The 22,838-nt window shown below is 47.3% G+C and carries 19 protein-coding genes; 4 read left to right on the top strand and 15 right to left on the bottom strand.

All coding sequences use genetic code 11. From position 1 onward, the window contains the following. Window positions 1–28 precede the first annotated feature (28 nt). From LEPBO_RS0115810 to LEPBO_RS0115800, 3 genes are read right to left on the bottom strand one after another with little or no spacing between them, the layout of a single operon-like run. Window positions 29–406 carry a response regulator gene (locus LEPBO_RS0115810; protein WP_017288534.1) on the bottom strand — a complete coding sequence of 126 codons (378 nt, stop codon included), beginning with the start codon at window positions 404–406 and terminating at the stop codon, window positions 29–31. Further along, window positions 396–3,671 (bottom strand): PAS domain S-box protein, encoded by a 3,276-nt coding sequence (locus tag LEPBO_RS0115805; RefSeq protein WP_017288533.1) that lies wholly within the window; start codon window positions 3,669–3,671, stop codon window positions 396–398. Before LEPBO_RS0115805 ends, LEPBO_RS0115810 begins: the two co-directional genes overlap by 11 nt. After that, window positions 3,668–6,034 carry a response regulator gene (locus LEPBO_RS0115800; protein WP_017288532.1) on the bottom strand — a complete coding sequence of 789 codons (2,367 nt, stop codon included), beginning with the start codon at window positions 6,032–6,034 and terminating at the stop codon, window positions 3,668–3,670. The genes LEPBO_RS0115805 and LEPBO_RS0115800 overlap by 4 nt, the downstream gene beginning before the upstream one ends. 549 nt (window positions 6,035–6,583) lie before the next feature. On the opposite strand from LEPBO_RS0115800, the gene LEPBO_RS0115795 reads away from it, so the two are divergent. The 3 genes from LEPBO_RS0115795 (at window position 6,584) to LEPBO_RS0115780 (ending at window position 8,357) form a co-directional block, all read left to right on the top strand. Then, a complete protein-coding gene (locus tag LEPBO_RS0115795) occupies window positions 6,584–6,907 on the top strand; it encodes a hypothetical protein (RefSeq protein ID WP_017288531.1) in 324 nt (107 codons plus the stop codon). A 42-nt stretch (window positions 6,908–6,949) separates the two neighbouring features. Further along, window positions 6,950–7,078, top strand: coding sequence for a hypothetical protein (locus LEPBO_RS44450; protein ID WP_017288530.1), 129 nt, complete (start codon window positions 6,950–6,952; stop codon window positions 7,076–7,078). A 157-nt stretch (window positions 7,079–7,235) separates the two neighbouring features. Further along, entirely contained in the window at window positions 7,236–8,357 is a 1,122-nt protein-coding gene (locus LEPBO_RS0115780; protein WP_017288528.1) for a site-2 protease family protein, read from the top strand. Window positions 8,358–8,508: 151 nt separating this feature from the next. Here the strand turns inward: LEPBO_RS0115780 and LEPBO_RS44445 are convergent, their stop codons facing one another. The 7 genes from LEPBO_RS44445 to LEPBO_RS0115750 all read right to left on the bottom strand — a co-directional run bounded on the left by LEPBO_RS44445 (window position 8,509) and on the right by LEPBO_RS0115750 (window position 15,815). Continuing rightward, a complete protein-coding gene (locus LEPBO_RS44445) occupies window positions 8,509–8,793 on the bottom strand; it encodes a catalase family protein (protein WP_197693260.1) in 285 nt (94 codons plus the stop codon). A 40-nt stretch (window positions 8,794–8,833) separates the two neighbouring features. After that, entirely contained in the window at window positions 8,834–9,613 is a 780-nt protein-coding gene (locus LEPBO_RS37195) for a catalase family protein (RefSeq protein ID WP_197693261.1), read from the bottom strand. A 114-nt stretch (window positions 9,614–9,727) separates the two neighbouring features. Further along, window positions 9,728–9,991: a hypothetical protein gene (locus LEPBO_RS0115770; protein WP_026148678.1), complete on the bottom strand. Its 264-nt coding sequence runs from the start codon at window positions 9,989–9,991 to the stop codon at window positions 9,728–9,730. 342 nt (window positions 9,992–10,333) lie between these two features. Next, complete coding sequence (locus LEPBO_RS0115765; RefSeq protein ID WP_017288526.1) at window positions 10,334–11,515, bottom strand: RtcB family protein; 1,182 nt, start codon at window positions 11,513–11,515, stop codon at window positions 10,334–10,336. A gap of 558 nt (window positions 11,516–12,073) precedes the next feature. After that, window positions 12,074–13,093, bottom strand: a complete 1,020-nt coding sequence (locus LEPBO_RS0115760; protein ID WP_017288525.1) for a mechanosensitive ion channel family protein — start codon at window positions 13,091–13,093, stop codon at window positions 12,074–12,076. Between the two features lie 80 nt (window positions 13,094–13,173). Continuing rightward, complete coding sequence (locus tag LEPBO_RS0115755) at window positions 13,174–14,457, bottom strand: TIGR00341 family protein (protein WP_017288524.1); 1,284 nt, start codon at window positions 14,455–14,457, stop codon at window positions 13,174–13,176. A gap of 86 nt (window positions 14,458–14,543) precedes the next feature. Beyond that, window positions 14,544–15,815, bottom strand: a complete 1,272-nt coding sequence (locus tag LEPBO_RS0115750; protein WP_017288523.1) for a phospholipase D-like domain-containing protein — start codon at window positions 15,813–15,815, stop codon at window positions 14,544–14,546. Between the two features lie 199 nt (window positions 15,816–16,014). On the opposite strand from LEPBO_RS0115750, the gene LEPBO_RS0115745 reads away from it, so the two are divergent. Further along, complete coding sequence (locus LEPBO_RS0115745; RefSeq protein ID WP_017288522.1) at window positions 16,015–16,857, top strand: metallophosphoesterase; 843 nt, start codon at window positions 16,015–16,017, stop codon at window positions 16,855–16,857. A 34-nt stretch (window positions 16,858–16,891) separates the two neighbouring features. Here the strand turns inward: LEPBO_RS0115745 and LEPBO_RS0115740 are convergent, their stop codons facing one another. The 5 genes from LEPBO_RS0115740 to LEPBO_RS0115720 form a co-directional block, all read right to left on the bottom strand. Continuing rightward, window positions 16,892–17,740, bottom strand: coding sequence for a DUF1206 domain-containing protein (locus tag LEPBO_RS0115740; protein ID WP_017288521.1), 849 nt, complete (start codon window positions 17,738–17,740; stop codon window positions 16,892–16,894). A gap of 169 nt (window positions 17,741–17,909) precedes the next feature. Further along, a complete protein-coding gene (locus LEPBO_RS0115735; protein ID WP_036045978.1) occupies window positions 17,910–19,814 on the bottom strand; it encodes a cation:proton antiporter in 1,905 nt (634 codons plus the stop codon). Between the two features lie 136 nt (window positions 19,815–19,950). Beyond that, window positions 19,951–21,315 (bottom strand): glycoside hydrolase 100 family protein, encoded by a 1,365-nt coding sequence (locus LEPBO_RS0115730; protein ID WP_017288519.1) that lies wholly within the window; start codon window positions 21,313–21,315, stop codon window positions 19,951–19,953. A gap of 57 nt (window positions 21,316–21,372) precedes the next feature. After that, window positions 21,373–22,182 carry a glucose 1-dehydrogenase gene (locus tag LEPBO_RS0115725; protein WP_017288518.1) on the bottom strand — a complete coding sequence of 270 codons (810 nt, stop codon included), beginning with the start codon at window positions 22,180–22,182 and terminating at the stop codon, window positions 21,373–21,375. Between the two features lie 38 nt (window positions 22,183–22,220). Next, the gene (locus LEPBO_RS0115720) at window positions 22,221–22,829 is read right to left on the bottom strand and encodes a fasciclin domain-containing protein (protein ID WP_017288517.1); all 609 of its coding nucleotides are present in this window, start codon (window positions 22,827–22,829) and stop codon (window positions 22,221–22,223) included. Window positions 22,830–22,838: the final 9 nt, after the last annotated feature.

Here is a 22,838-nt window from a genome sequence, read left to right as displayed (position 1 = left end):
TGAACAATTAAACTGGCAGCCATCACGCTTAGCTCCAACCGAGTATCTTGGAAATCTGTTCTGGCAGTCTCATTGCCTTAAAAGGTTTCGTGATCATTCCTGCCACCTCTAGTTCTGCAAATCGCCGTTGCTCCGCCGCTTGCACCTTTGCAGTCATCAAAATGACCGGAATCGCCTGAGTTGTTGGGTTCGCTTGAAGAGCACGAAAGGTTTCGATTCCATCCATTTCAGGCATCATGACATCGAGCAAGATCACGTCTGGCTGCTCGCTGGCTGCTTTGGCAATTCCCTCGTGACCAGAAGAAGCGCTCGATACCTCCCAACCCCCTACCGTCTTCAAAGTGAGTTGAGCCACTGCCCGAATATCGTATTCATCATCAATAATCAAAATGTGTCTAGTCGTCATCGAGACTGTCTCCTGCCTTTGATCGAATCATTCGGTTGAGCAGATTAATCACCTGCTGCTCAAATTCTTGTGAAGTAATGCGTCCTTTGGTCAAAAATAGGGTTTGCCCGAGTCTTAACCGTTCCCGTTCATCGTCATTTAGATCGCGAGCCGTATAAATGACCAACGGCATTTGGCAGAGGCGATTATGCTGACGCAGCCAGTCTACAACAGCAAAACCATCATCAGTCGGTAGTCCTAAGTCAAGGACTAGCAGATCAGGAAGCACCTGCTGGCTGAGTTGAATCGCATCTCGTCCGGTTTGAGCGTGAAATGTTTCGATGTGATAGCGAGACAATAAAGTTGTGAGAACTTGCGCTAAATCCAAATCATCTTCAATAATCAAAACTTTCAAAGATTGGGTCTGATTGACTAAAGCTCGATCGAGTGCTTGCCGGAGCACTCTAGGATCTGGCGGTTTTACGACCCAATCACTCACGCCATCATAAGGTGCCTCTCTAGCATCGGGTAGCAGTCCACTCAGAATAATGACAGGAATAGCCTGCGTTTCAGATTGCTGTTTCAAAACTGTCAACGTTTCCCATCCATTCATACCGGGCATCAGCAGATTCAGTAAAATCACATTCGGCTGATGGGCACGTGCCTGTTCTACAGCTTCCTGTCCTGAAGCAACTGTCAGCACCTGATAGCCCTGCCGCTCCAACATCACTCGCACCACTTTGCGAATCGAAGCATCATCATCACAAACTAACACCAGCGGAGTTTGTGATTTGGTATCTAGTGCCGAATCGACTAAGTCGGACATCAAACTTAAATTCTGCGAACTTTCAGAAGCATTAAGAATCGGTAAGGTAAAACAGAAAGTGCTGCCCATTCCTAATGTACTTTCTGCCCAGATTTTTCCTTCATGTTGCTGAAGGATGCTGCGACAGATCGCTAATCCTAATCCAGTACCTCCTCGACGACGTGAATCCGAAGCATCCACTTGTTGAAAGCGCTCAAAGATGGATTCTAGTTTATCGGATGGGATACCACGTCCTTGATCGATGACTTTGATGAGAAGCCAGTTGGCAGAACTTTGCTGATCTTCTCCAGCCTGATTATAGTTGGCTTCTAAAGCCTCATTGGTGATTAATTCTGCGCTCAACCAAATTGTGCTACCAGGAGAGGAGAATTTGATCGCATTGCTGAGTAAGTTTGTTAGGACTTGAATTATTCGGTCGGAGTCAGCCCAAAGACGAACTGTGAGCGGCGCGATCGAGAGCGTGATTTCGGCTTGTTCTGCAATCTCTTGAATGGCTTCTACCGATTGATTGATCAAATCAGCAGCGTCGCAGACTTGTCTAGTCATGACAATTTTGCCAGACTCAATCCGCTCAATATCCAAAATATCATTAATCAGGCGCACCAATCGATCGGTGTTGTTTGCAGCAATTTGCAGCATTTGTTGCGCGTCTTCGGGCTGATTTTGCAAAACGCCTTCAGCTAAGAGATCCAAAGCAGCGGAAATTGAGGTGAGCGGAGTCCTGAGTTCATGACTCACGATTGAAATAAATTCATCCTTCATGCGCTCAATTTCACGTCGCTCACTGATGTCTTTTACAAAGCAATAGTTACCGTTAAACTGCTGCTGCTGGTCATAGGCTTTTACCATCACAATTTGCTTATCGAGAACGCCGCCATCTTTGCGAATCGCTCTTGCTTCTGTTTCCGCCTTACCATGCTCCAGCATTTGCTGATAGGCAACCTCTACAACAGCAATATCCTCTGAGTGAACTGTTTGCTGCCATTTCACGCCTAATAGTTCTTCAGGCTGATAGCCTAACATCGCAGCATAGGCGAGATTGATTTGAACATATTGTCCTTGTGTATTTAATCGAGCAATTGCTTCGATCGCACTTTCTAACGCCTTACTTAAATTCCGAAGTTGCTCTTCAGCCGCTTTTCGCTCGGTGATGTCGCTAGCAATTCCCAAAAATCCTGTAATCTGATCGTCTGCATTCTTGAGCGCTGTGATTGACAATAACACAGGAAAGCGCGAACCATTTTTGCGAATGTAAGTCCACTCATACTCATCGATTACGCCACGACGTGCCTTGGTAATAAATACATCAAATCCTGGCTCGATTCGTTCTCCTAATTCCTGTGACAGCATTTGCGATCGCAGCACAATTTCCTGCCAGTCATGAATCAATAGAGGCGTTGTTTGTCCAATAATTTCTGCGGTTGTATAACCGAGCCATTGCTCTGCTGTGGTGTTAAAGGTAAGAATCGTGCCCTCAACGTTAGTCGAGATGATGCTGTAGTTCGCGCTGTTTAAAATCGCTCGCTGGAATGTCAGTGTCTCGTGTAGCGTTCGCTCTGCTTCTTTCCGTTGATTGATGTTACGAAAGTAGACCGATAACCCATCTTTGGCAGGGTAGGCATAAACCTCAGTCCACTGGTTCAAAGGTGGATAAAATGCTTCAAATCGAACACTAATCTGCTCTGCAATAGCACGCTGATACTCCTGATAGAAAGTTGAATCGATCGTTTCTGGAAACTCATCCCATAAAACTTTCCCCAGCAAGGCTTCTCGCTTTCGTTGCAACAACAACTCTGCCTGCCGATTGAGATAAGTAAACTGCCAATCGTGATCTAACGCAAAAAAAGCATCAGTAATACTCTCTAAGATATCTGTAATCTGATTGCGGGCAGCCTGCTCTTGGGCAAGAAGCTGGATGCGAGTTTGCTCTGCTTGCTGCAATTCGGTTGTTGTTTGTTCCACCCTAACCAAATTACGTCGTAACTCTAGTTGAGAAATGACCTGACGACTCAAGGCTTGTAAGGCTTGAATCTGATCAGAATTGAGCTGCCGAGGAATGCGATCGATAACACAAAGCGTTCCCAGGGAATAGCCATCTGAAGTAATGAGCGGTGCGCCTGCATAAAATCGGATATGAGGCTCACTTGTTACAAGAGGATTCGTCGCAAATCGATCGTCTTGGAGCGTATCTGAAACAATCAACACATCGCTAGGCTGCAAGATAGCATGGGCACAGAATGCAACATCACGAGGCGTTTCTGTAGCCTCCAACCCAAATTTAGATTTGAACCACTGACGACAATCATCGATTAGACTAATTAAAGCAATTGGCGTACCACAGATAAATGCTGCTAGCTGAGTTAAATCATCAAATGCAGCTTCAGAAATAGTATCTAGAACGTTGTATTGTTGGAGAGCATTCAGCCTATCAGATTCGTTGTCTGGTAATGGCGCTTTCATTGTGGATGCTCCTCAGAGCGCGTCAAATTCTCAGCCTCATTTAAGCTAGAGCGGGCGGCTTGGTATAACAACTGAAGATCCGCACCCTCTTGAGGATACTGAACAACTTTTAGTTTTAGGCTGACGTGCAACGAAGTTCCACTCACCTCCACCTTAAACTGCTGCCAGGATTGCTGAAAATCAAAAACACGTTGACTTCCATCCGTTTTAGTCATACCAGGCATACCGATAACAAATTCTGTCCCGCCCCAACGACCGACAACATCTTCATTGCAGAACGATCGCCGCAATAATTCTCCGAAGCGCGCTAACACTTCGTCTCCGACTGCATGACCATACTGCTGATTGATGTCCTTTAGATTAGCTAACTCTATCAGCGCTAAACAAAATGGCTGCTGGCACTGATCACACCACTCAAGTAACTGAGTTAATGCTGTGGTAGATTTGCGGCGATTTGCGATGCCAGTTAGCGCATCAATCTCTGCTAAGCTCTTGAGGAAATGAGTGCGCTCTAATCGATTAAAGATCCGTGTTACTAACTCTGGTCCAATGATCGGCTTGCTCACATAATCATCTGCGCCCACAGCAAAGACTTGATGCATGGTTTCAGCATCCGTATGAGCTGTGAGAAATAGAATCGGCAGATTACTCCAGCGCGAATCATTGCGAACAACCTGACAGAGTTCGATTCCGCTAATGTGTGGCATTTCAATGTCCAGAATCAGCAGATCAGGCGGATTCGCTTCCAGAACATCTAGAAATGAAAGTGGATTGTCGAGGACCGAAACATGAAGCCCCCAGGGAATGAGTAACCGCTGAAGTGCCACTAATACTTGCGCATCATCATCTACAACCAGTACCCTGGCTTGCCTTGGACGGGCATGTTGCAGCGCTTGATTGACTGCTTCTAAGACTTGAGGTGCAGTGACAGGCTGTTGAAGCCAACGTCCACCTAACCGGGCGATCCTGACTCGATCGATTAATTTATCTTGCTGGGTCAAGACTAATGTAGGCACTGGTGGCGTACAAGCACTGAGTTCGGACAACAACATGAAGTTATTTGCGCTAGCAGTAACAGCAAAATCAAGGAGTACAACATCGGGATGCGTTTCAGAAATCTGCTCTCTAGCAGTAACGGGATTGGCAATGACCTGAACTCGTAAACCCCAACTAGGCGATGCTTCCTGTAATTGTGCGGTGAGGGTTGAATTTGAGCTGACAATCAGTAGCCAAGGACGTTGATCAATTGGTTCACTAACTGAAGTGCCTGTTTGCTGCTCGTTCGTTAAATGCTCAGCATCCAAGTGTTCTAGCTCCTGACGCAAAGCAGTGATAAGTTTAGAGAGTTGCTGCATCTCGTGATGAGTCAGCGATCGCCCTTTTTGGAAAAGCGGTTCAATTTCTTGGGCTAATCGAGAGCCTTGATCTGCGCCAAACATACCCAGCGACCCTGCCAACTTATGGATCTCCTGTTCAGCTTGCTGCCGCAATTCTGGATTCAGTTTGTTTTGTAGCAACAGCGCTGCTGCCTGCTCAACAGTTGCAATTCGATGGGCAACAGTCTCTTTAACCTCATTCCAGATGCTGTTCATCCCAGCAGTAGTGGTTTGTGTTGCGATCGTCGGTGCGCTTTCGTCTTCGCTTTTTGTCTCTTTGTTCCTTTGTTTCTTGCCTTCTCTCTGATTTTCCTCTGGAGATCTAAGCCGATAGCCAATAGCATAAACAGTTTCGATCGGATCACCTAGAAGCCCTGCTGTTTTCAGTTTTTGCCGTAGTCCTTTGATATGGGAGCGGATAGTATCCTCGCTTGGGGTTTCCTCAAATGACCAAACGTGATCAATCAGCGCACCCGTATTAAAGATGCGATGTGGGTTGCGGAGAAATAACTCTAGCAGACTGTATTCTTTTGGCGTTAACCGCGCGATTTTACCATTACAGCTCACTTCGCAGGTACTGGGATCAAGCTCTAAATTTCGCCATTTCAGCAAGGGAGGTAAGGCAGCGCCGCCTCGTCTAAGTAAAGCCCGAATACGTGCCAACAACTCCTGCAAATTAAATGGTTTAGGCACGTAGTCATCTGCCCCAGCATCTAACCCCGTCACTTTGTTTGTGCTAGCATTTTGAGCCGTTAATAAAAGAATGGGAGTCTGATTTCCTTGTGACCGTAGTTTTCGACATAAATTAATGCCGTCCAATTTTGGTAATACTACATCTAGCAAAACTAAGTCATAGGTAAAGGATTCCAATAGTGACCATCCAACCTGCCCATCAGTTGCAACATCTACGACATAGTGTTGATCAGTCAAAGCCTTGACAAGCGGTTCAGAAATTAGCGAATCGTCCTCTATGAGTAGAATTTTCATAACTCGCTAGCCGCAACAATAGAACAGGAATTCTGACAGATACAGCCTTCCTACGCTAAGGCTAACCCGAATCAAACCTTGTTATCTTATAGATTTGTTGAGCATTGTCGGACGCATAGATTCAGTCGAGCAATGAGGGTGTGTCGCAAAAAAAGAGTCGTTGTCCTATTGCTGTGAATTATGCCAAGATCAAGCACCTCCTGCTGATGAAGATGCAAAACTGACCCTGCGAAAATAACATCGAAACCTCCCTATGCCTCATAACGCCGAAAAGCAGAATAGATTCGGGTGTAATGAATTTCCGGTCGTCTTTCTTGGGGTTTCTCAAAAAAAAACTTGAGCCATTTTAGATAGAAACGGTAGAAGCTCAGACCATCAGGAGCTTTTAGACAAATTCATCAACACGGAAAAAACCGCAACCCGTTGATTGCGCAGGATATAGGGGCTTGCTCAGAACTAGATTGCTTTGATTGTAGTGCCAAGCCGAGTCAATGAATGAGAGCAAAGCATTAAGATAGATGAAACCTGCTATTATTTTTGCCAAGCCTGATGTCTAATTCACTCGACCCTACCGAAGATGCAGAACTCGTCCAAGCTGTTCAGGAAAGTCTACAGCAGATGTCGATCGAGCTTGAACATCCACAGGATGCAGAAGCGATTCAACAGCTCTATCAAAAAGCGCAAGCACTGCTTAGTCATCTTACTCCTGACCCATTGACAGTCGCGCGCGTGACGGGTGTATTGTTGGTCTATCAACTGCCAGGGACAGATCCGGAAGAGGTGAAATGGTTTGAGGGTGAGCTACAGAATTCTTTAGATCTAGAATCGATCGAAGAACTAGTCGATTCAATCTTCCGTCCTGATGCGTTGTAGTCCTGAAGGACTGGCAACGCAGAGAGCGCTTCTGCCAGCAAGATGGGATCACCAAAGTTAGATAGCTGTGCATTCGTTCAATCTGCTGAGGCGTTGGCATCGTTGCTGATTCAGCATGTTGAACTGTGGCTTGGAGCGCATCTTGCCAAGCTTCAATCTCGATCAATTTAGGTGGAAGACCAAGAGCGGCTGCATCGCTCCCGTCAGTTCATTCAAAGGGCGGTAATTACGGCAATAGAAAAATTAGAAAGCGTTTTACACTTCGTTACATTAGAGAAGACAGAACCCAGGGCGATCAAAATCGTCTGCTACATCGGAGGTACCCGATATGAATAATATTCGTGTCGGCAGTTTGTTTGGAATTCCTTTCTATGTCAACCCATCCTGGTTTTTAGTGTTGGGCTTAGTCACTTTTAGCTATGGCTCAGGACTGGCAGCCCAATTTCCCAATTTGCCTTCTGGGCTGTCTTGGGGATTAGGATTGCTCACAGCACTGCTATTGTTTGGTTCTGTGCTGGCTCATGAACTCGGTCACAGCTTTGTGGCGCTGAAGCAGGGTGTGGGTGTCAAATCGATCACGTTGTTTCTATTCGGGGGATTAGCGAGCTTAGACAAAGAGTCGCAAACTCCCGCTGAAGCATTTCAAGTTGCGATCGCAGGGCCTTTAGTCAGTTTGCTCCTTGCTGGTTTGGCAACCCTTTTGGCAGTTGGTACGGGCATCTCTGGGGCACCTGCTGCAATCTTGGGCGTGTTGGTTTCGGTGAACTTAGCGTTAGCGCTCTTTAATCTGATTCCGGGTTTACCGCTCGATGGCGGCAACATTTTGAAAGCTTTGGTCTGGAAAGTGACGGGTAACCCTTACAAGGGGATGAAGGTTGCGGGTCGGGTCGGTCAACTGATTGGTTGGTTAGCGATCGCATCGGGACTGCTACCCTTGGTTGTTTTTGGCGGTGGGGTGAACTTCTGGAACATCCTAATTGGCTGGTTCTTGCTTCAGAATGCTAGCCAAGCTGCTCAGTATGGCGTGGTGTTGGATCGCTTAGCAGGGCTGACAGCATCCGATGCCGTCAGCACAAATAGCCCGGTTGTTGCTGCTTCGTCAACATTACGAGAGTTTGCCGATCAGCGGATTCTGGATCAGCGGGTGTGGCAGAAGTTTTTAGTCACAAACGCAGAGGGTCAACTGCTGGGTACGCTTTCCATTGAGGATTTGAAAGCGATTCCGAGTGATCTGTGGTCTGAAACTTTGGTTCAAACCCTCGTGAAACCGCTTGACCCATCTCTCATGGTACAGAGCGATCGTCCTCTGTCGGAAGTAGTCACTTTGCTAGAAGAACGCAAGTTAACCGCACTCTCTGTTGTCCAAGAGAACAACGTCCTAGTGGGCTTGCTCGAAAAAACTGCCATTGTGAATCTGCTCCAGAATCGCGTACAAGCTGCTCCGGCTTAGACTCAGCCTGAAACAGATGAATGATGTGATTGTTGACCCGCATCGATAACAGGGCTGAAATCAATCACAGTGACTAGAGTAGAAACTTCAGGGAAGCAGTTGCCCACTTCCCTGAAGTTTTTTATTCTGCTTTGGTTTGACTGTGGCTGATTTAATCAGGCATCTCCTCAATACTGCGCGGCTCTCTCTTTGGCTGTTGGTTCATCTCATGGCGGTAACGACTCGAAGCCTCATAGACCTCTCTGCGAAGGCGCTGAATTGCACCGAGCGGCTGATGCGCTGCAATGGTATGCCAGGCATTGAAGGACAATACATCGTCCACATACACCTGACGGGCTGGACTATAGGCTTCCTGCATCCCAATTGTGATTTTAGCGATCGCTTGATAAGGGCTGTCCTGCTCCGACCAACGAACCGAAGCATCTTCGATCGGCATCGTTTCTAGATTGGTACAAAGTTGGACACGCAATTCATATTCAGCCGACTGCCTCTGGAAAAAACTCTACAATCAAATCGCGTAGAGTAGAAGCATTCTGCATCTCAATTCGTTTACCTTGGAGCGGCTGAAGACTTGTCGATATGGGAACTGCACTGAACTTAGCAATGTAGTCTCCATAGCGCAAAGCAGCAGAAGTATAGTACGTTTCTCCTAAGATATGAGTCTCTGGTTGCGTAATCCCTAGCGCAGTCGGATAGAGATTGATGCCGACTTTTTGAGTGACTGCATTCACTGTGCGGGCAGTTATCCCCAATAGTTGTTGCGCTTCTTCTGGGGCACTGACCACTACTTTTTCCTGAAGCAACTGTTCAGGAAGAAAGCGAGCAAGATTCCCGGATGGAAAAATCGGACTGTTAATCATCAGAAAATCTTGAGTGACTGCATCAGGTTCAGTAGAGAGAAGCTTCGGTTCTTCTACACCAAGGACCTTAATTGCCATGCCACGAAAGGTCGAAAGACTATCCGGCAGAATATCACCCGGAACACTTGAGAAACGAATCATCACTGGATAAGTGCGAGGTTCGCGAAACAGCCCTTGGGCAAGATGAGCGGGTAAGTTATCGTAAATTTGCAGTTCTCCCTTCAGTCCGCCATGACTTTTCGCATGAGCACCGCGCATTGCATGACGATGTTTGTCGAACACCTTTTGTCCTTGCCGAGCAACGGAGTCTAGAATTTGGCAGATCAGTCTATCTTCATCCGGTTGCTTGACTTCTACATTGGGGGAGTAGCGAACGTATTGATTTGAGTTGAGCATTCAGCAAGGAGCCTGAGGGCGAATTCAAATGGTTATCGTTTAATCATTCGTACCTAGGTTCATTTTCTTCATCCTCCTTGTGTTAGAAGTTGACGATTCGCGATCGCGAGTTGTTTAGTGAACCACAAGCCACCCATAAGTTAAAACACCCAATCCCAAAACGCCAACGATCGTCTCTCGCTGCTCCTCCCACAAACGACGCACTCTACTGAAGAAATCGCTAAACGCTGCTCGTCGCGATTGCCCTAACTCGGTCATCAAGCCTTTAACTTTGGCATCAACTTCTTCTAGCGTGACTTCCCCTCGTTGGTAAGCGGCTTCGAGTTCATTCAGTTTGTGCCAGTACTCATGGGTGGCTTCTAACAAATTCGGAGTCATAGGATAAAAGGTGCTGATATAAACTTTTGTGAAGCTTAACGCACTTAATTCAGCAACTTGATCTGTAGTTGGACAGAACTGTTGTGGTCGATCGGTAGAACTGAGATTACTGACACAGTGAAGAGTTACGAAGCAGCGAAGAAACGGAACACTTTCATCCAAAGCAACACGAACTGAGTGCAAAATGCTACCGAGAACAGCTTCAGCCTGGTCTTATTCGCCGTTCAATTGAGCAGTCCCCATGCTGATCGGTGAAGACAATTGAAACTCAACTGCTGCTTACGACCAAGGACTGCCCAATCACTTCTACTCCCCACTCTCCACTTGAATCCCCTCTCTAATTCAACCTTTGACACAAACCACCTGCTTCAGCGTCGCAACGATCTCGACAAGATCGCTCTGATTTGCCATCACCTGCTCGATCGGCTTGTATGCCCCTGGAATTTCATCCAGCACGCCAGCATCCTTGCGACATTCGACTCCCGCCGTTTGAGCGATTAAGTCATCTAGAGTAAACGCCGTCTTTGCTTTGTTTCTTGACATTAACCGCCCTGCACCGTGAGAGCAGGAGCAATAGCTGTGAGCATTGCCCTTTCCTTTCACGATAAACGACTTCGCTCCCATGCTGCCTGGAATAATGCCGTAATCGGTTTCGCGAGCACGGACTGCGCCTTTGCGAGTCACATATACTTCTTCACCGAAGTGTAGTTCTCGTTCGGCATAGTTGTGGTGACAATTTACCTCCAGCAAGGGCTTCATCGGCTTACCACCCGCTAAATGTCGATCGACAATCCGCTGGAATCGCAGCAGCATCACTTTCCGGTTGTAAAGCGCATACCCCTGTGCCCACTGTAAATCATGCCAATAAGCAGCGAACTCAGCGGTGCCGCGAACAAAGTAAGCTAAATCTGGATCAGGAAGCTTCTCCCCTGCTAGCTTTGCTAGTCCTTTTGCAGTATCAATATGCCGCTGTGCTAGCGCATTCCCAATATGCCGCGAACCAGAATGCAGCATCAGCCACACTTGTTCCTCAGCATCCAGGCAAACCTCGATAAAGTGGTTTCCTCCACCTAGCGAACCCATTTGCTTGAGGGCTTTGCTTTCAAGGTTCTCGACGCCAGGGTGAAGCTGCTTGAACTGTTGCCAGCCTTGCCAGTTGAGCACAGTCTTTTCAATTTCTTTGTTCTCGTTGAATCCAGTTGGGATTGCTGCTTCGATGTCGAGACGAATCTGTTTGAGCTTTCCTTCTAGCTGGGTGGCATTGTATGGAGTTTTAATTGCTGCCATACCGCAACCAATGTCTACCCCGATCGCGGCTGGGATAATTGCATCTTGGGTTGCCACAACCGATCCAACCAAGGCACCCTTGCCCAAATGCACATCAGGCATCAGCGCAACATGTTTGAACACAAAGGGGAGAGCAGCAACATTTCGAGCCATTTGTGCTTCGGTGTGTCCTAACTCATGACCTGCCCAGGAGAGCACCGGAGCGCGAGTTGATAAAGTGAGAGCTTCGTAAGGCATCGTGTTGTCTCCTAAGCGTTGTCGTCTTGCACACAATCTGGTCACTGCGATCGATGAGCAAAACTGAAGGAAAGATGTGGGAAATTTTCCCAATATTGTCTCCAGCCATTCATCGGCTTGAAAGCCTCGAAGCGTCACATGCTAGCCACAGCAAAGCGTCCCACGCCTTTACATATCGATTTCAATTGAGATTGTTGATTTTAGCTGAGATTGTGTTATTTACATACTACAATATACTACAAGTTAAATCAAGGGGTTCCCCTGTAGCAAAGTTGATTGAGTTCAGCTACCGTCCTGTCTGTCGCTAGGTTTGAAATATCAATCAAATTCGATGCGCAATCGAATGGTCTGGGTGCAAGTTGGATCGCACTCAAAAACCGCTCTGGAGTAAGCTGACGGTCACTTTACTTCAGAGCGGTTTGCTCAGAGATCGCGGTTTGAGGAATTGAGATAGATTTGGGGTAGAGGGGTGATCAGATCGCCAGAATCCTTGCAGGATACTCTGCATTCTAATCCCGGACAAAATGACCTCAGAACCAATCCACTGACCCAAGGGACTTACTGGTCTGCTGGTTGACGCATATCATTTTGTGTGGGGTGGTGGGAGTTGTCCTGTTTGCCATTGTGTTTAGCTAAGCTTCGGAGCGCTCCACCAACGCTGCGAGAGCGAGGAGATTGCTTTTGTCCAGCCGGCCATCCTTCGCGCTGCTGAGTGCGATCGCCATCTGTTTCCTCGGTCTGATCATGGAACAAAATTTGCTGGGTGGGAAAAGGTAAATCAATGCCGTTTGCAGTTAATTTGTGCTTGATTGCGGTGAGAACCTGATCGCGCGATCGCAGATCATCAATCCGGCGGGGTGGCTTAATCCACCAGCGCACTCGAATATCGACAGTGCTGTCTGCAAGTTCCATAACTAATACATCGGGAGCCGGATCCTGTAAGACTTCCGCAATCTCATCGAGTGCTTCGTAGATTAGACGTTTCGCGTGTTCAATGTCGTCTCCATAGCCGATGCCGACATCATATTCCATGCGGCGAGTGTCAAAGGCAGTATTGACCGTGACTGAATTGGTAAAGAGTTCTGAATTCGGAATCACAATGCGGCGATTATCATAAGTTCTAATCGTCGTTGCACGAGTTTCGATGTTTTCAACAGTTCCTTCAAAGTTTTTGAAAACGATCTGATCTCCAATCCGAAAGGGTTCCGTTAATAGAATAAGAATTCCTGCCAAAAAGTTTTGTAAGATATCGCGAAACGCAAAGCCGATTGCAACCCCACTGATTCCAAGTAATTGAACTAAGTCACCAGCTTGAAACGATGGAATGACGATCGACAACGCGACAAATAATCCAATCAGAATAATCGTTCCTTGTGCTAAGCGCCCTAACACTAATCCGAGGTTGCGGGCATGTCGTCGATTTCCGGTCGCACGTCGGACGATCCGCTTAACTGATCTTGCAATAAAAAAGAAAATAAAAAAGACAATAACTGCGAATATTAAGCTGGGAAACAAGGCAATAGAGCCACGCACCATTGCCTCAAGCTGTTTCCACAGTGCTGATAGCTCAAAATTCATAACCGTTTTTTATGCACGACAACTTGAATATGAATTTTAGAAAAGTAGCGGAAAAATAACCTCTGTCTCTAGGAGTGCGATTATTGGGTTTTGGGTGCTTCTAAAACAGTCACACTGACGAGGGGGGTCACATTGAATCTTTGAGTGAGCAGACGAGTTTGAATAGTTTGAGTTAAGCGATCGCGAATCTGCTGGCTAGAAAGTGTGCTTTCAGGTTGACGTTGAACATAGACCTCAGCTAGTAGGGAGTTTTGTCCTGGGATCTCTGAGCGGGTAAAGCGCACGTTCGCTTCGACTAATTGTGCAAATTCGGTCTGCTCAACGGCTTGTTGCACTTCTGCATTGGCGCGCTGAGCGCGACTAGATCGTTCAAACTCGGGTGAATTCCAGAACTGCAAGGTTGCAATTGCAGCGAGTGAAACCAGAGAAATACCGAGTGCGATCGGAAAAACTTGTTGATTGCCACGCGAATAGCGGCTTCCTTGCGAGGTCAGTCCATACGCCCGAAAAATCAACGTCGCTGATACATGAATGCCAAATAGCTGCAAGACAAGTAAAAACAATCCACTCATGGTCATATCCCATCGTCCAATCGCGCTTGCCATTCCGACAATTCCCGCTGGTGGTGCAAGCGATGCCGCCACTAACATTCCGGCGGCGGCTCCAGAGACTAAGCTACTTCGCTCCGACTGAACTAAGTTTAATGCTCCTGCTGCTCCTGCTGCTAAAGGGATCAAGACCGCTACGGTTGAAATCTGACTGTTCTCTACCATGAGAGGCGTTGAGATCTGCTGTTGAAGAAGCAAGCTTAATAGAAATGCGATCGCGATTGTCACCATTAACGCTGTAACATACCGAAGAATACTGCGTTTCAGGAGTTGTAAATCTCCGCGTGCAGTTGCGATCGCACTATTCATAGCGGGGCCTGCAAAGGGTGCAATCAGTATTGCAGCAACCAGAAGATAGCTTGTATTCGTATACAGTCCAATCCACACGACTACTCCTGCCACCGCAGCATAGGCGAGAAAGCTGCGCCAAGATCCGACACTCTGCAATCCTGATAAGAAGATTTCGATCGGGCTACGCGCTCTGACATTTTTAACTTGTTGCGCAGCTTCAGACGCAGGGGGACGTAGAGCAATGATCCCGGATGGCAGCAAGGTAATATGAACCTCTGGTAGATCTTCGAGCTTAGCAAGCAAATCTTCAACTTGTCGATTAGAAACATGAACGATGACAAGATCAATGTTTCGGTCTGCGCTTTGAGCTTCAATTTTTGCAAGATTCACTGCATCACAAGACTCTGCGATCTGTAGAACTGCTTTTCCTTGCCCTTGCGGTACTTGGATGATCAGTTGACGCATGGTTGCTCTCCTCGACTGTTTGTTGAGTCTACTCAGACTTGAGCTAGATGACGACTTCCAAAGGAGAGAGGATCATCGAGCAATTTCTAGAGTTGCCAGCGTAGCAAAAGCGCAAGTTGACCGATCATTTTTTGCCACCAGGGTCGTTTTCTCCAGCTTGATAGTTCAATGCGATCGCTCTTGCTAAACGCATCTGTAAAAAATTGTTCAACAGTCGGAGCAAAGTCTGGAGCAAACCAGGCAAGATTCAGTTCATCATTGTGAAAAAAGCTCCGAGGATCAAAGTTTGCACTGCCAAAGTTAATCCAATCTTGATCAACAAGCATCAACTTGGCGTGCATCATGCTCGGTTGATACTCATAAACTGCAATATCAGCTCTTAAGAGCGCGTGATAGCGCTCACGAACTGCATAGTAAACAGGTGGCTTATCATTGTGGACACCAGTCGTCACGATCTGCACATCTACACCCCGCTTTTTAGCCGCAATGATTGCATTACGAGTATTGCGCTCCAAAATAAAGTAGGGACTCGCAATCCAAATTCGGTGCTGTGCCGCTTGTAGACCAAACCAAATGAGCGCGTTGATCAGTGACAACTTACTATCGGCATCACTGGCAATCACTAACATTGGCTTTGCCGCCCGTGAGGCTTGCTGTACAGGTAAATGCTCTATCATGGCTTGACCTCCTGCATAGAGCCAGTGACGCAGGAAAATGCTCATGAGGACAGAGACGATCGTACTTTCTAGCTGAATTTCGCCGTCGAGCCAGGGTGCTCGATCGCCAATTTTAGGATTGCCGTCCCAATCATCGGATACGCCCATTCCTCCAATCAAGGCGATCGTTCCATCAATAATCAGCAGTTTACGATGAGTCCGGCTCAAGTATTGCAGCGGAACTTTGAGCCTAGGAGGATGAAAAAAACGAACCTCAACCCCCGCTCCTCGAAGCTGTTTCCAATACGAAGCAGGGATCTGAGCGGTGCCAACGTGATCGACTAAAACTTGGACTTTCACCCCACATCTCGATCGCTCAATCAATGCCTGAGCAAACTGATCGGCACGATACCCTGGAGTCATGAAAAAAGTCTCAAACTGAATCAAGTGCTGTGCTTTTTGGATTGCTTCTAGTCGCGCTGCATAAATCTGGTCTGGCTGTGACCAAAACTGAGTGAGCCGCGCTTGTGTCGCGATCGACTTGGAGAAGCCGACTAACATCGGCAGAAAATTTGGACTATCGAGTGCGATGCGACGATCAAAGCGATAACAGATTTGCGGCTCGAAAACGCCGCGAAGATAGAGAATCATCCAGACGACGATCGCAGCGGCAAAGAGAAGAAAGAAAGTTGTCCAAGTCATGGCTTCTAGGAGAACGTGCCGGGTGTTGTTCAATCTATCAGTCGGGTACGATCGCTAGAGTCCTTCATCGGATAGAACTTTCCTTGAACGGAGTGAAACGACTTACCTAAGCTTTTAGAGCACTGCAACTCTGGTTTTCCGTCTTTCGAGTTCTTTTCCAGTTTGTTAGGCTGAAAGCAGTCTGAATTTGGTGAAGAGCGTGTCCCAGATCCCGTTTTTGTCAGAACCTCTAAGTGTGGAAACCGTTGAAATCGAAGTTTCTGGACTACCCGATCGCTTAAATGGCATTAAAGTAGTTCAGCTTTCTGATTTTCATTACGATGGCTTGCTGTTGTCTGATGAATTGTTGAACCAAGCGATCGAGACCGCGAATTGTCTTGAACCGGATCTCATCGTTCTTACGGGCGATTATGTTACGCATACCCCGAAACCTATTGATCAACTTGCTCGACATCTCCGCCGATTACAGAGTCGATCGGGTATTTATGCCGTGTTAGGCAATCATGATCTGGAACTCCCTGAATCAAAAATTAAGATTAGTCGCGCCTTAACCGATGCCGGAATTCAAGTTCTTTGGAATCAGATTGCTTATCCGTTTGGGGAAGACTTCGCGATCGTTGGCTTACCCGATTTCTGGTCGTCTGACTTTGCTCCTGCTTCTGTGTTTGAGACTCTAAATCCAACGGTTCCTCGTCTAGTGCTCTCTCACAATCCTGACAGTGCAGTGCCTCTGAGCCAGTGGCGCGTCGATTTGCAGCTTTCTGGACATACGCATGGTGGACAAATTGCAATTCCAGGAGTGGGAGCCGTTCCCACTTGGATTCAGGCTTCACGCGATCGCATTCCCGAGCCATTATGGAAGTGGGTGCCGTTCCTGGATTTAAAGTGGCCCAAAGTTGTACAGCATTGGCAATGGGCGCAAGGTCTGCATTCGGTGGGTGAGAATCGGCTCTATGTCAATCGAGGATTAGGAACCTTTCCACCGGGACGGTGGTACTGTCCTCCAGAAGTCACTGTGTTTTCCTTGAGTCGCATTGACTAGAGGTTGTTAATGTCCCAGAAAACTAACAGACATCTCAAGAGCGAATGAGACTGCGATATCGAGCTTCGATTAGCGAGTACATACTATAAGCAATCAAGCCTAGCGCCACAATTCCCAGAATCCACGTTCCATAAGGCTGTTGTGCCAAAACGGCTAAAGCTTCCCCCAATCCTTTGACTTCAGTTGCATCGGAGCGCAGTGCCGCAATGATCACAAACAGACCAATGATGCAAAAAACAACCCCACGCGCGACAATCCCAAACTGTCCTAGCCGCTTTGCCCACTTGCGTTCGGTTGCATTCATTTGATTGAGCTTGAAATATCTTTGAAACTTTGCAGTGTAAGCCTGATAAAAATACGACAATCCAACACCCAATACGATCGCGCCTGCTAACCCCACAAGCCATTGCCCCAAAGGTTGAGCCAAGACCAGTTTTGTCCAGTCTTCCGTCGCTCCTCCATTTGTCCCACCACTGCCTAAGATGAGTTTAACCGCAGTGAAAGCTAACCCTGAATAGCTGAGCGCACTGATCAAATATCCGATACGCTGCACAACGCGCTGTGTAGAATTTGACTGCCCTGTATGCTCTGGATCAAGCAATGCCTGAGCAAATCGCCACAGGACATAGCCAATGATGCCGATCGTCACCAACCCAAGCAGAAATTTTCCAAACGGCTGCACCACAATTTCTTGTAAGGCTCCACTCGTATCTGTAGTGCGTCCTCCGCTCCCGATCGCAGCTTGTGCTGCCAGCAGTCCTACTACAAAGTAAACAATCCCCTTTGCTGCATAACCGAATCGAGCCAGCCTTTCAAACTTTGGATGAGCAACAGTCTGTTGTACAGGCTGTTTTAGATTAGGAGGAATATTGGGGGTCGCCATATCAGTGCAAGAATATTATCTCGCACAATAGAATGGAAGACTCGCGTATCGCATCTATCAGAATAATGAATTCTTCTAGGCTTAGATTGACTGTTGCTTTTGAGGATTGACGAGCTTCTCTATTGAATTCGTCAGTTGTTCGATCGCGTCAATTTGGCGCTTAAGTTGGTCAGTTAGTCTTAGCGACCATCTGCCATTCGCTGGTGTTCAGGGCAACCTTGACAAACGGCGATTTCTCAAGCGAAATCATTGCGTCTGCGGATTTGTGCAGTAAGCAGGTAATACGATCTCCCGCCTGCCATTCTTCATTTGAAATAACAATTCGCACCTCCTGGTTTCGCTCAACGATCAGGGGCATGAGGTTATTCGAGGCGATTAAGGTTTGTAGCTCTGCTTGCTGTGCTGCAAGCGTCGGCGATCGTAAAACAATTTCGACAACCTGCGCTTCATCCTGGTCGAGCCATTGATTCCACTGATCGAGAGGAATCTGGGGAGCAAACGCAGCCTGAATCCCTGGCGTGATTGCACTCAGGCTGTTTCCATCTCCTAGCGGTGATGGAGACAAAATTGCAATCAGATCAGGACGAAACAGTTCCGCAGCCCGTTGAGCTAAAATACCGTTGACTTCCGGGCTAGAACTTAAAGCGAGAAACGAGCTAAATGAAGAGATGCCTTCTGCTTCTAGTTCTTCTAAATTTAAGCGATCGCTCAACGCAGGATTTTCATCAATCGGCTCTAAATTGGTTGTGTTTACATCAAAGTCGATCAGCATCGCTGCTTCTCCTTTTTGCTGCAATAATCGTGACAACAATCGGGCGAATGAATCCCCGCCTACAATCACTGTTCTGACTTGATTCGTATGTAAGCCAAGCCATCGTGCAATCCAGCCTGCTGTCACTCCTTGCACAAAAACGGTGATCAGAATCGTGAGAAACACCAATGCTTTAAGCGCATCACCCCCACTCATCCCTTGATTGCTCAGAGAAATGGCAAATAACGATGCCATTGATGCTGCTACGATGCCACGCGGCGCAACCCAGGACAAAAAGAACTGCTGTTGCCAGCTAAAGCCGCGATTCCAAGTCGAGATTAGAACATTGATAGGACGAACAATCAGCATTAATGCCAAAACTACGATTACCCCTTCTTGCCCTAAATCGAAAAGCTGCTCGATCGATAAATCAGCAGCAAGCAGAATAAATAGCACTGAGTTTGTCAAAATTCCGAGCTGCTCATTAAATTGCCTCAGCAACCGCTCATCAGGTGTAGCAGCGGCGCGTAGAACGATGCCAATGATCACAACAGCCAGCAACCCCGACTCACTGCGTAACGCTTGCGCTAGGCTAAACGATCCCCACACTACTGCTAATACAATCAGATTCTTGAGTTCTTGCGGAAGAATCTTAGACTGTTTGAGAAGCAAGCTCAGCAAGCTCCCAAAAATCAATCCGATCGCGACTCCGATTCCTAAGCGCAGGAGCAATCCTTTCAAAATTAGAAGTGGGATTGCTGTGTTACTTAAAACGAGCGGAACTGCCTTGCCACTCAACACAATATTGAGCGTGATCACCGCAAGAATTGCACCGATCGGATCAATTAGAATTCCTTCTCCTTCTAATAGCGTTGCGACTCGTCGCTCTACTCCCACAAGCTTTAAGAGTGGAGTCACGACCGTTGGACCTGTGACGACGACTAAAGACGCATAGAGGAAGGCGATCGACCAGGGAAAATCGAGCCAGGTATGAGCTGCAATGGCACCGCCAACCAGTGTAATGGCGACCCCGATCGTAATCAGATTGCGAAGGCTGATCGAAACGCTTCTCAGATCACGAATCTGTAAGCTCAAACCTCCCTCAAATAAAATAATCGCGATCGACAGAGAGACAATGACTTCCAACCCACTGCCTAAAAGAGACGGGTCGATCCAACGGAGTCCACTCGATCCTAGAGCCAAACCCAATAGCAGGAGGAAGACAATACTAGGAATCTGTAAATATCGAGCGATGACCTGAGCGCCGATGCCAACACCAACGGTGGTACTTATCAAAACTGTGAGCGTCAAAGAGTCTTCCATTCCATTCATCAAAGCGAAACCGATCGCTTAATTCTGGCATTTCTCATCCTGGATTACGAGCCAGATTCTGGTGATCAAATCCTCTTCAAGGCAAGTTCAGTTGACCCGACAGCAGATGAAACGGTGTTTCAAACAGTTATTCAAGACTAATCAGAGCTAAATGAGCCGGATGGGCAATGAATTCTTTGGCAGCGAGCAAGCCTGCAATGCTCCAGGTTTGAGATAATCGAGCTTCTCTTCCAATCAAGTGTCCAGAGCGACCGTCATAGTATTCTGGATAGTTGTCTTGCACTAAACGATGTTCGGCAATTTGAATGGCACGTTCTGCTAACTCGACTCGACCTGTTTTTTGAGCCGCGATCGCAAATGCCCAAAGCAGTACTGCCCAATTGCCCCCATTGTGATACGACCAAGGCGAATTTTTTGGGTCACACCCGGTGAGTGTTCGCCATTCTTCTCCCTCGATCGCAGGATAGCAAAGCTTCACAGGCATATAGCCAATGAGATCTTGCCAACGCTGCTCAAACAAATTCATAATCCTTTGAGATTCAGCTTCATCTGCGAGTGAGAAGACGATCGCTAACAGATTTCCCAATGCGAAAAAGCGAAAATCGAGCCGTCCAGGTCCCAAATTTCCAGCTAAGTAGCCTCCTGTTTCAGGCAACCAATCTGTTAACCAAGCGGGAATCGATGCTGGATAGATATTAAACTTATTCGCAATGTTTTCACCATATTCATCTACCTCAAACCGGTAGATTTGATTGAGGCGGTTGAGATCAATCCAGTAGTATTCCCAGACATGATAATGTAATGCGCTGAGACGCTGTGTTACTGCCTTGAGATAGCGTTCTTCTTCTGGCAGCAGAAACTCTTGTGCAACTCGCAACCCTGCATAGAAAAGCACCTGAATCTCTAGGGGATGACCGTACACACCCATGCGTCGATCGATCATAAAAGCCCCATCAGGAACCAGCAGCGTAGGATAGAGCGAGAACCGATGCGCCAAACAAAGATCAAGAATGAGCTTGATTCCCGTTTGAAATTCGGGCTGATGTGCGAGTGCGACATCTCCGGTTGCTTGAACGTAAGCTCGAAGTAAAATCAGCCACCAGAGGCAAGAATCGGCTGGCGGCACTCGCGCGATCGCTGCTTCTCCAAAATCCGCCTCTAACCATTCTTTTCCATCTGCTTGAACGACTTTGAAACTTGCAGGCATCAATCCCGTTTCTGCCTCAAAGCAGTCCATTTCTTTCGGTTGGCTTTGCAAGTTCAGTGTTTCAATCAAGAAGTTCCGAACAATATCTGTCTGACCTTGCATCAGGAAGACCAACGCAGAAGGGACAAAATCGCGGATAAAACATTGATCGTAGTTCAGAGCATCGACTGTGGGATCTTGTGCGGCGATCGTGCCGATGGGCTGACCCCGATAATACAGAATTGACTGATTGAGAAGCTCTCTTGCCTCGTTTAAGTGGTGCTCCGAAGATTGTTGAATGTTCATTGAGTTGGCGCAATAAAGTCTACTTTGGATTGAGAAATCGCTTGATCAGCTTTCAATTTAGGCAGACCACGATTCTCGAAAATCGGCATAGAGCGTGAGTCCACCATCAATAAACAAGGTTTGCCCCGTGATGTAAGCTGCTTCTGAAGAAGCGAGAAAGGCAACCGCAGCAGCCATTTCCTCAGAGGTTCCGGCGCGACCCATTGGAATGTGGCTTTCCACGATCGCTTTTTGCTCTGAATCCTCTGTCCAAGCTTCATTGATTGGAGTAATCGTTGCCCCAGGCGCGATCGCATTGACTCGAATTCCGCGATCGGCATATTCCAGCGCTAAGGTTTTCGTCAGGTTTCCCATGCCGCCTTTACTCATCGAGTAAGTTAAATACGACGGTCGAGGAATGACTTCATGAACGCTAGAGATATTGATAATCGTGCCAGGTTGGTTGCGAGCAATGAAATGCTTAATCGCTTCTCGCGCACATAAAAATGCACCCCGCAAGTTAATCGATAGAATGCGATCGAACTCATCGACCTCAATTTCGTGAGAGGGAGACTCTGTTTGCACCCCGGCATTGTTGATCAAAATATCCAAGCTGCCAAATTGATCAATGGTCGTGTTGATCATGTTGAGAATGTCTTCCTCTTTGGACACATCCCCTTGAACCAAAAGTGATTTGACTCCACAATCATTTACTTGACCACAAGCTTTTTGCAGTGCAATCTCCTCGGTCGTTTCAGCTTCCTCAACCGTCTTGCGATAGTTAATCGCAATGTTGCAGCCTTCCTGAGCGAGACGAATTGCAATCGCTTGTCCAATCCCGGAACTTGCTCCTGTAATGAGCGCATTCTTTCCAGCTAATCCTTTCATCACAAGTTTCCCTCTCACGCATCCGTTACAGATTCATGTTACAGATTGACATTGGGCGGTAAGATAATGCGATCGACAATATGCACCACGCCGTTTGATGCTTGTAAATCCGGTTGGATAACTCGCGCTTCATTCACCCGAACCTGCTGTCCATCCACTTGCACGTTGACTGAGTTCCCGGCTTGCGTTTGAACTTGACCTGGCTGCAATTGATTCGCGGTTAAGCTGCCCGGAACCACGTGGTAAGTCAGAATTTGGCGAAGTAACTGTCGATTCTCCTCTCGAAGCAGACGCTCACGAGTTTCAGCAGGGAGAGCTGCAAATGCTTGATCCGAGGGTGCAAATACGGTGTAAGGTCCACCTTCTCCTAATGTATTGCTCAAATCTGCTTCATTGATTACAGAAGAAAGTGTGCTGAGCGAAGGGTTGCTCCCAATCAGATCCGTTACATTGCCAGCGTTTGCTTGTGTGCCTGGAGCCGGGGAACCTTGAGTACCCGGAGCCGGAGCAACCGGAGCAGTCGTCGCTTCGGGAGCAGGTTGCGTGGGTGCTTCTGCGGTGGGTTGTCCCCCACAAGCAGCAACGATCGGCATCAGAATCGCACCTAAAGCAGTTGCAGCAATTGTTTTTTTCAGTTGTTGTCTCATGATATGTCT

Origin of the sequence: Leptolyngbya boryana PCC 6306 (genome assembly GCF_000353285.1) — a bacterium.
Taxonomy (GTDB): Bacteria; Cyanobacteriota; Cyanobacteriia; order Leptolyngbyales; family Leptolyngbyaceae; genus Leptolyngbya; species Leptolyngbya boryana.
The sequence above is the reverse complement of the archived record's forward strand: the minus strand, read 5'-3'. Positions and strand labels throughout refer to the sequence as shown.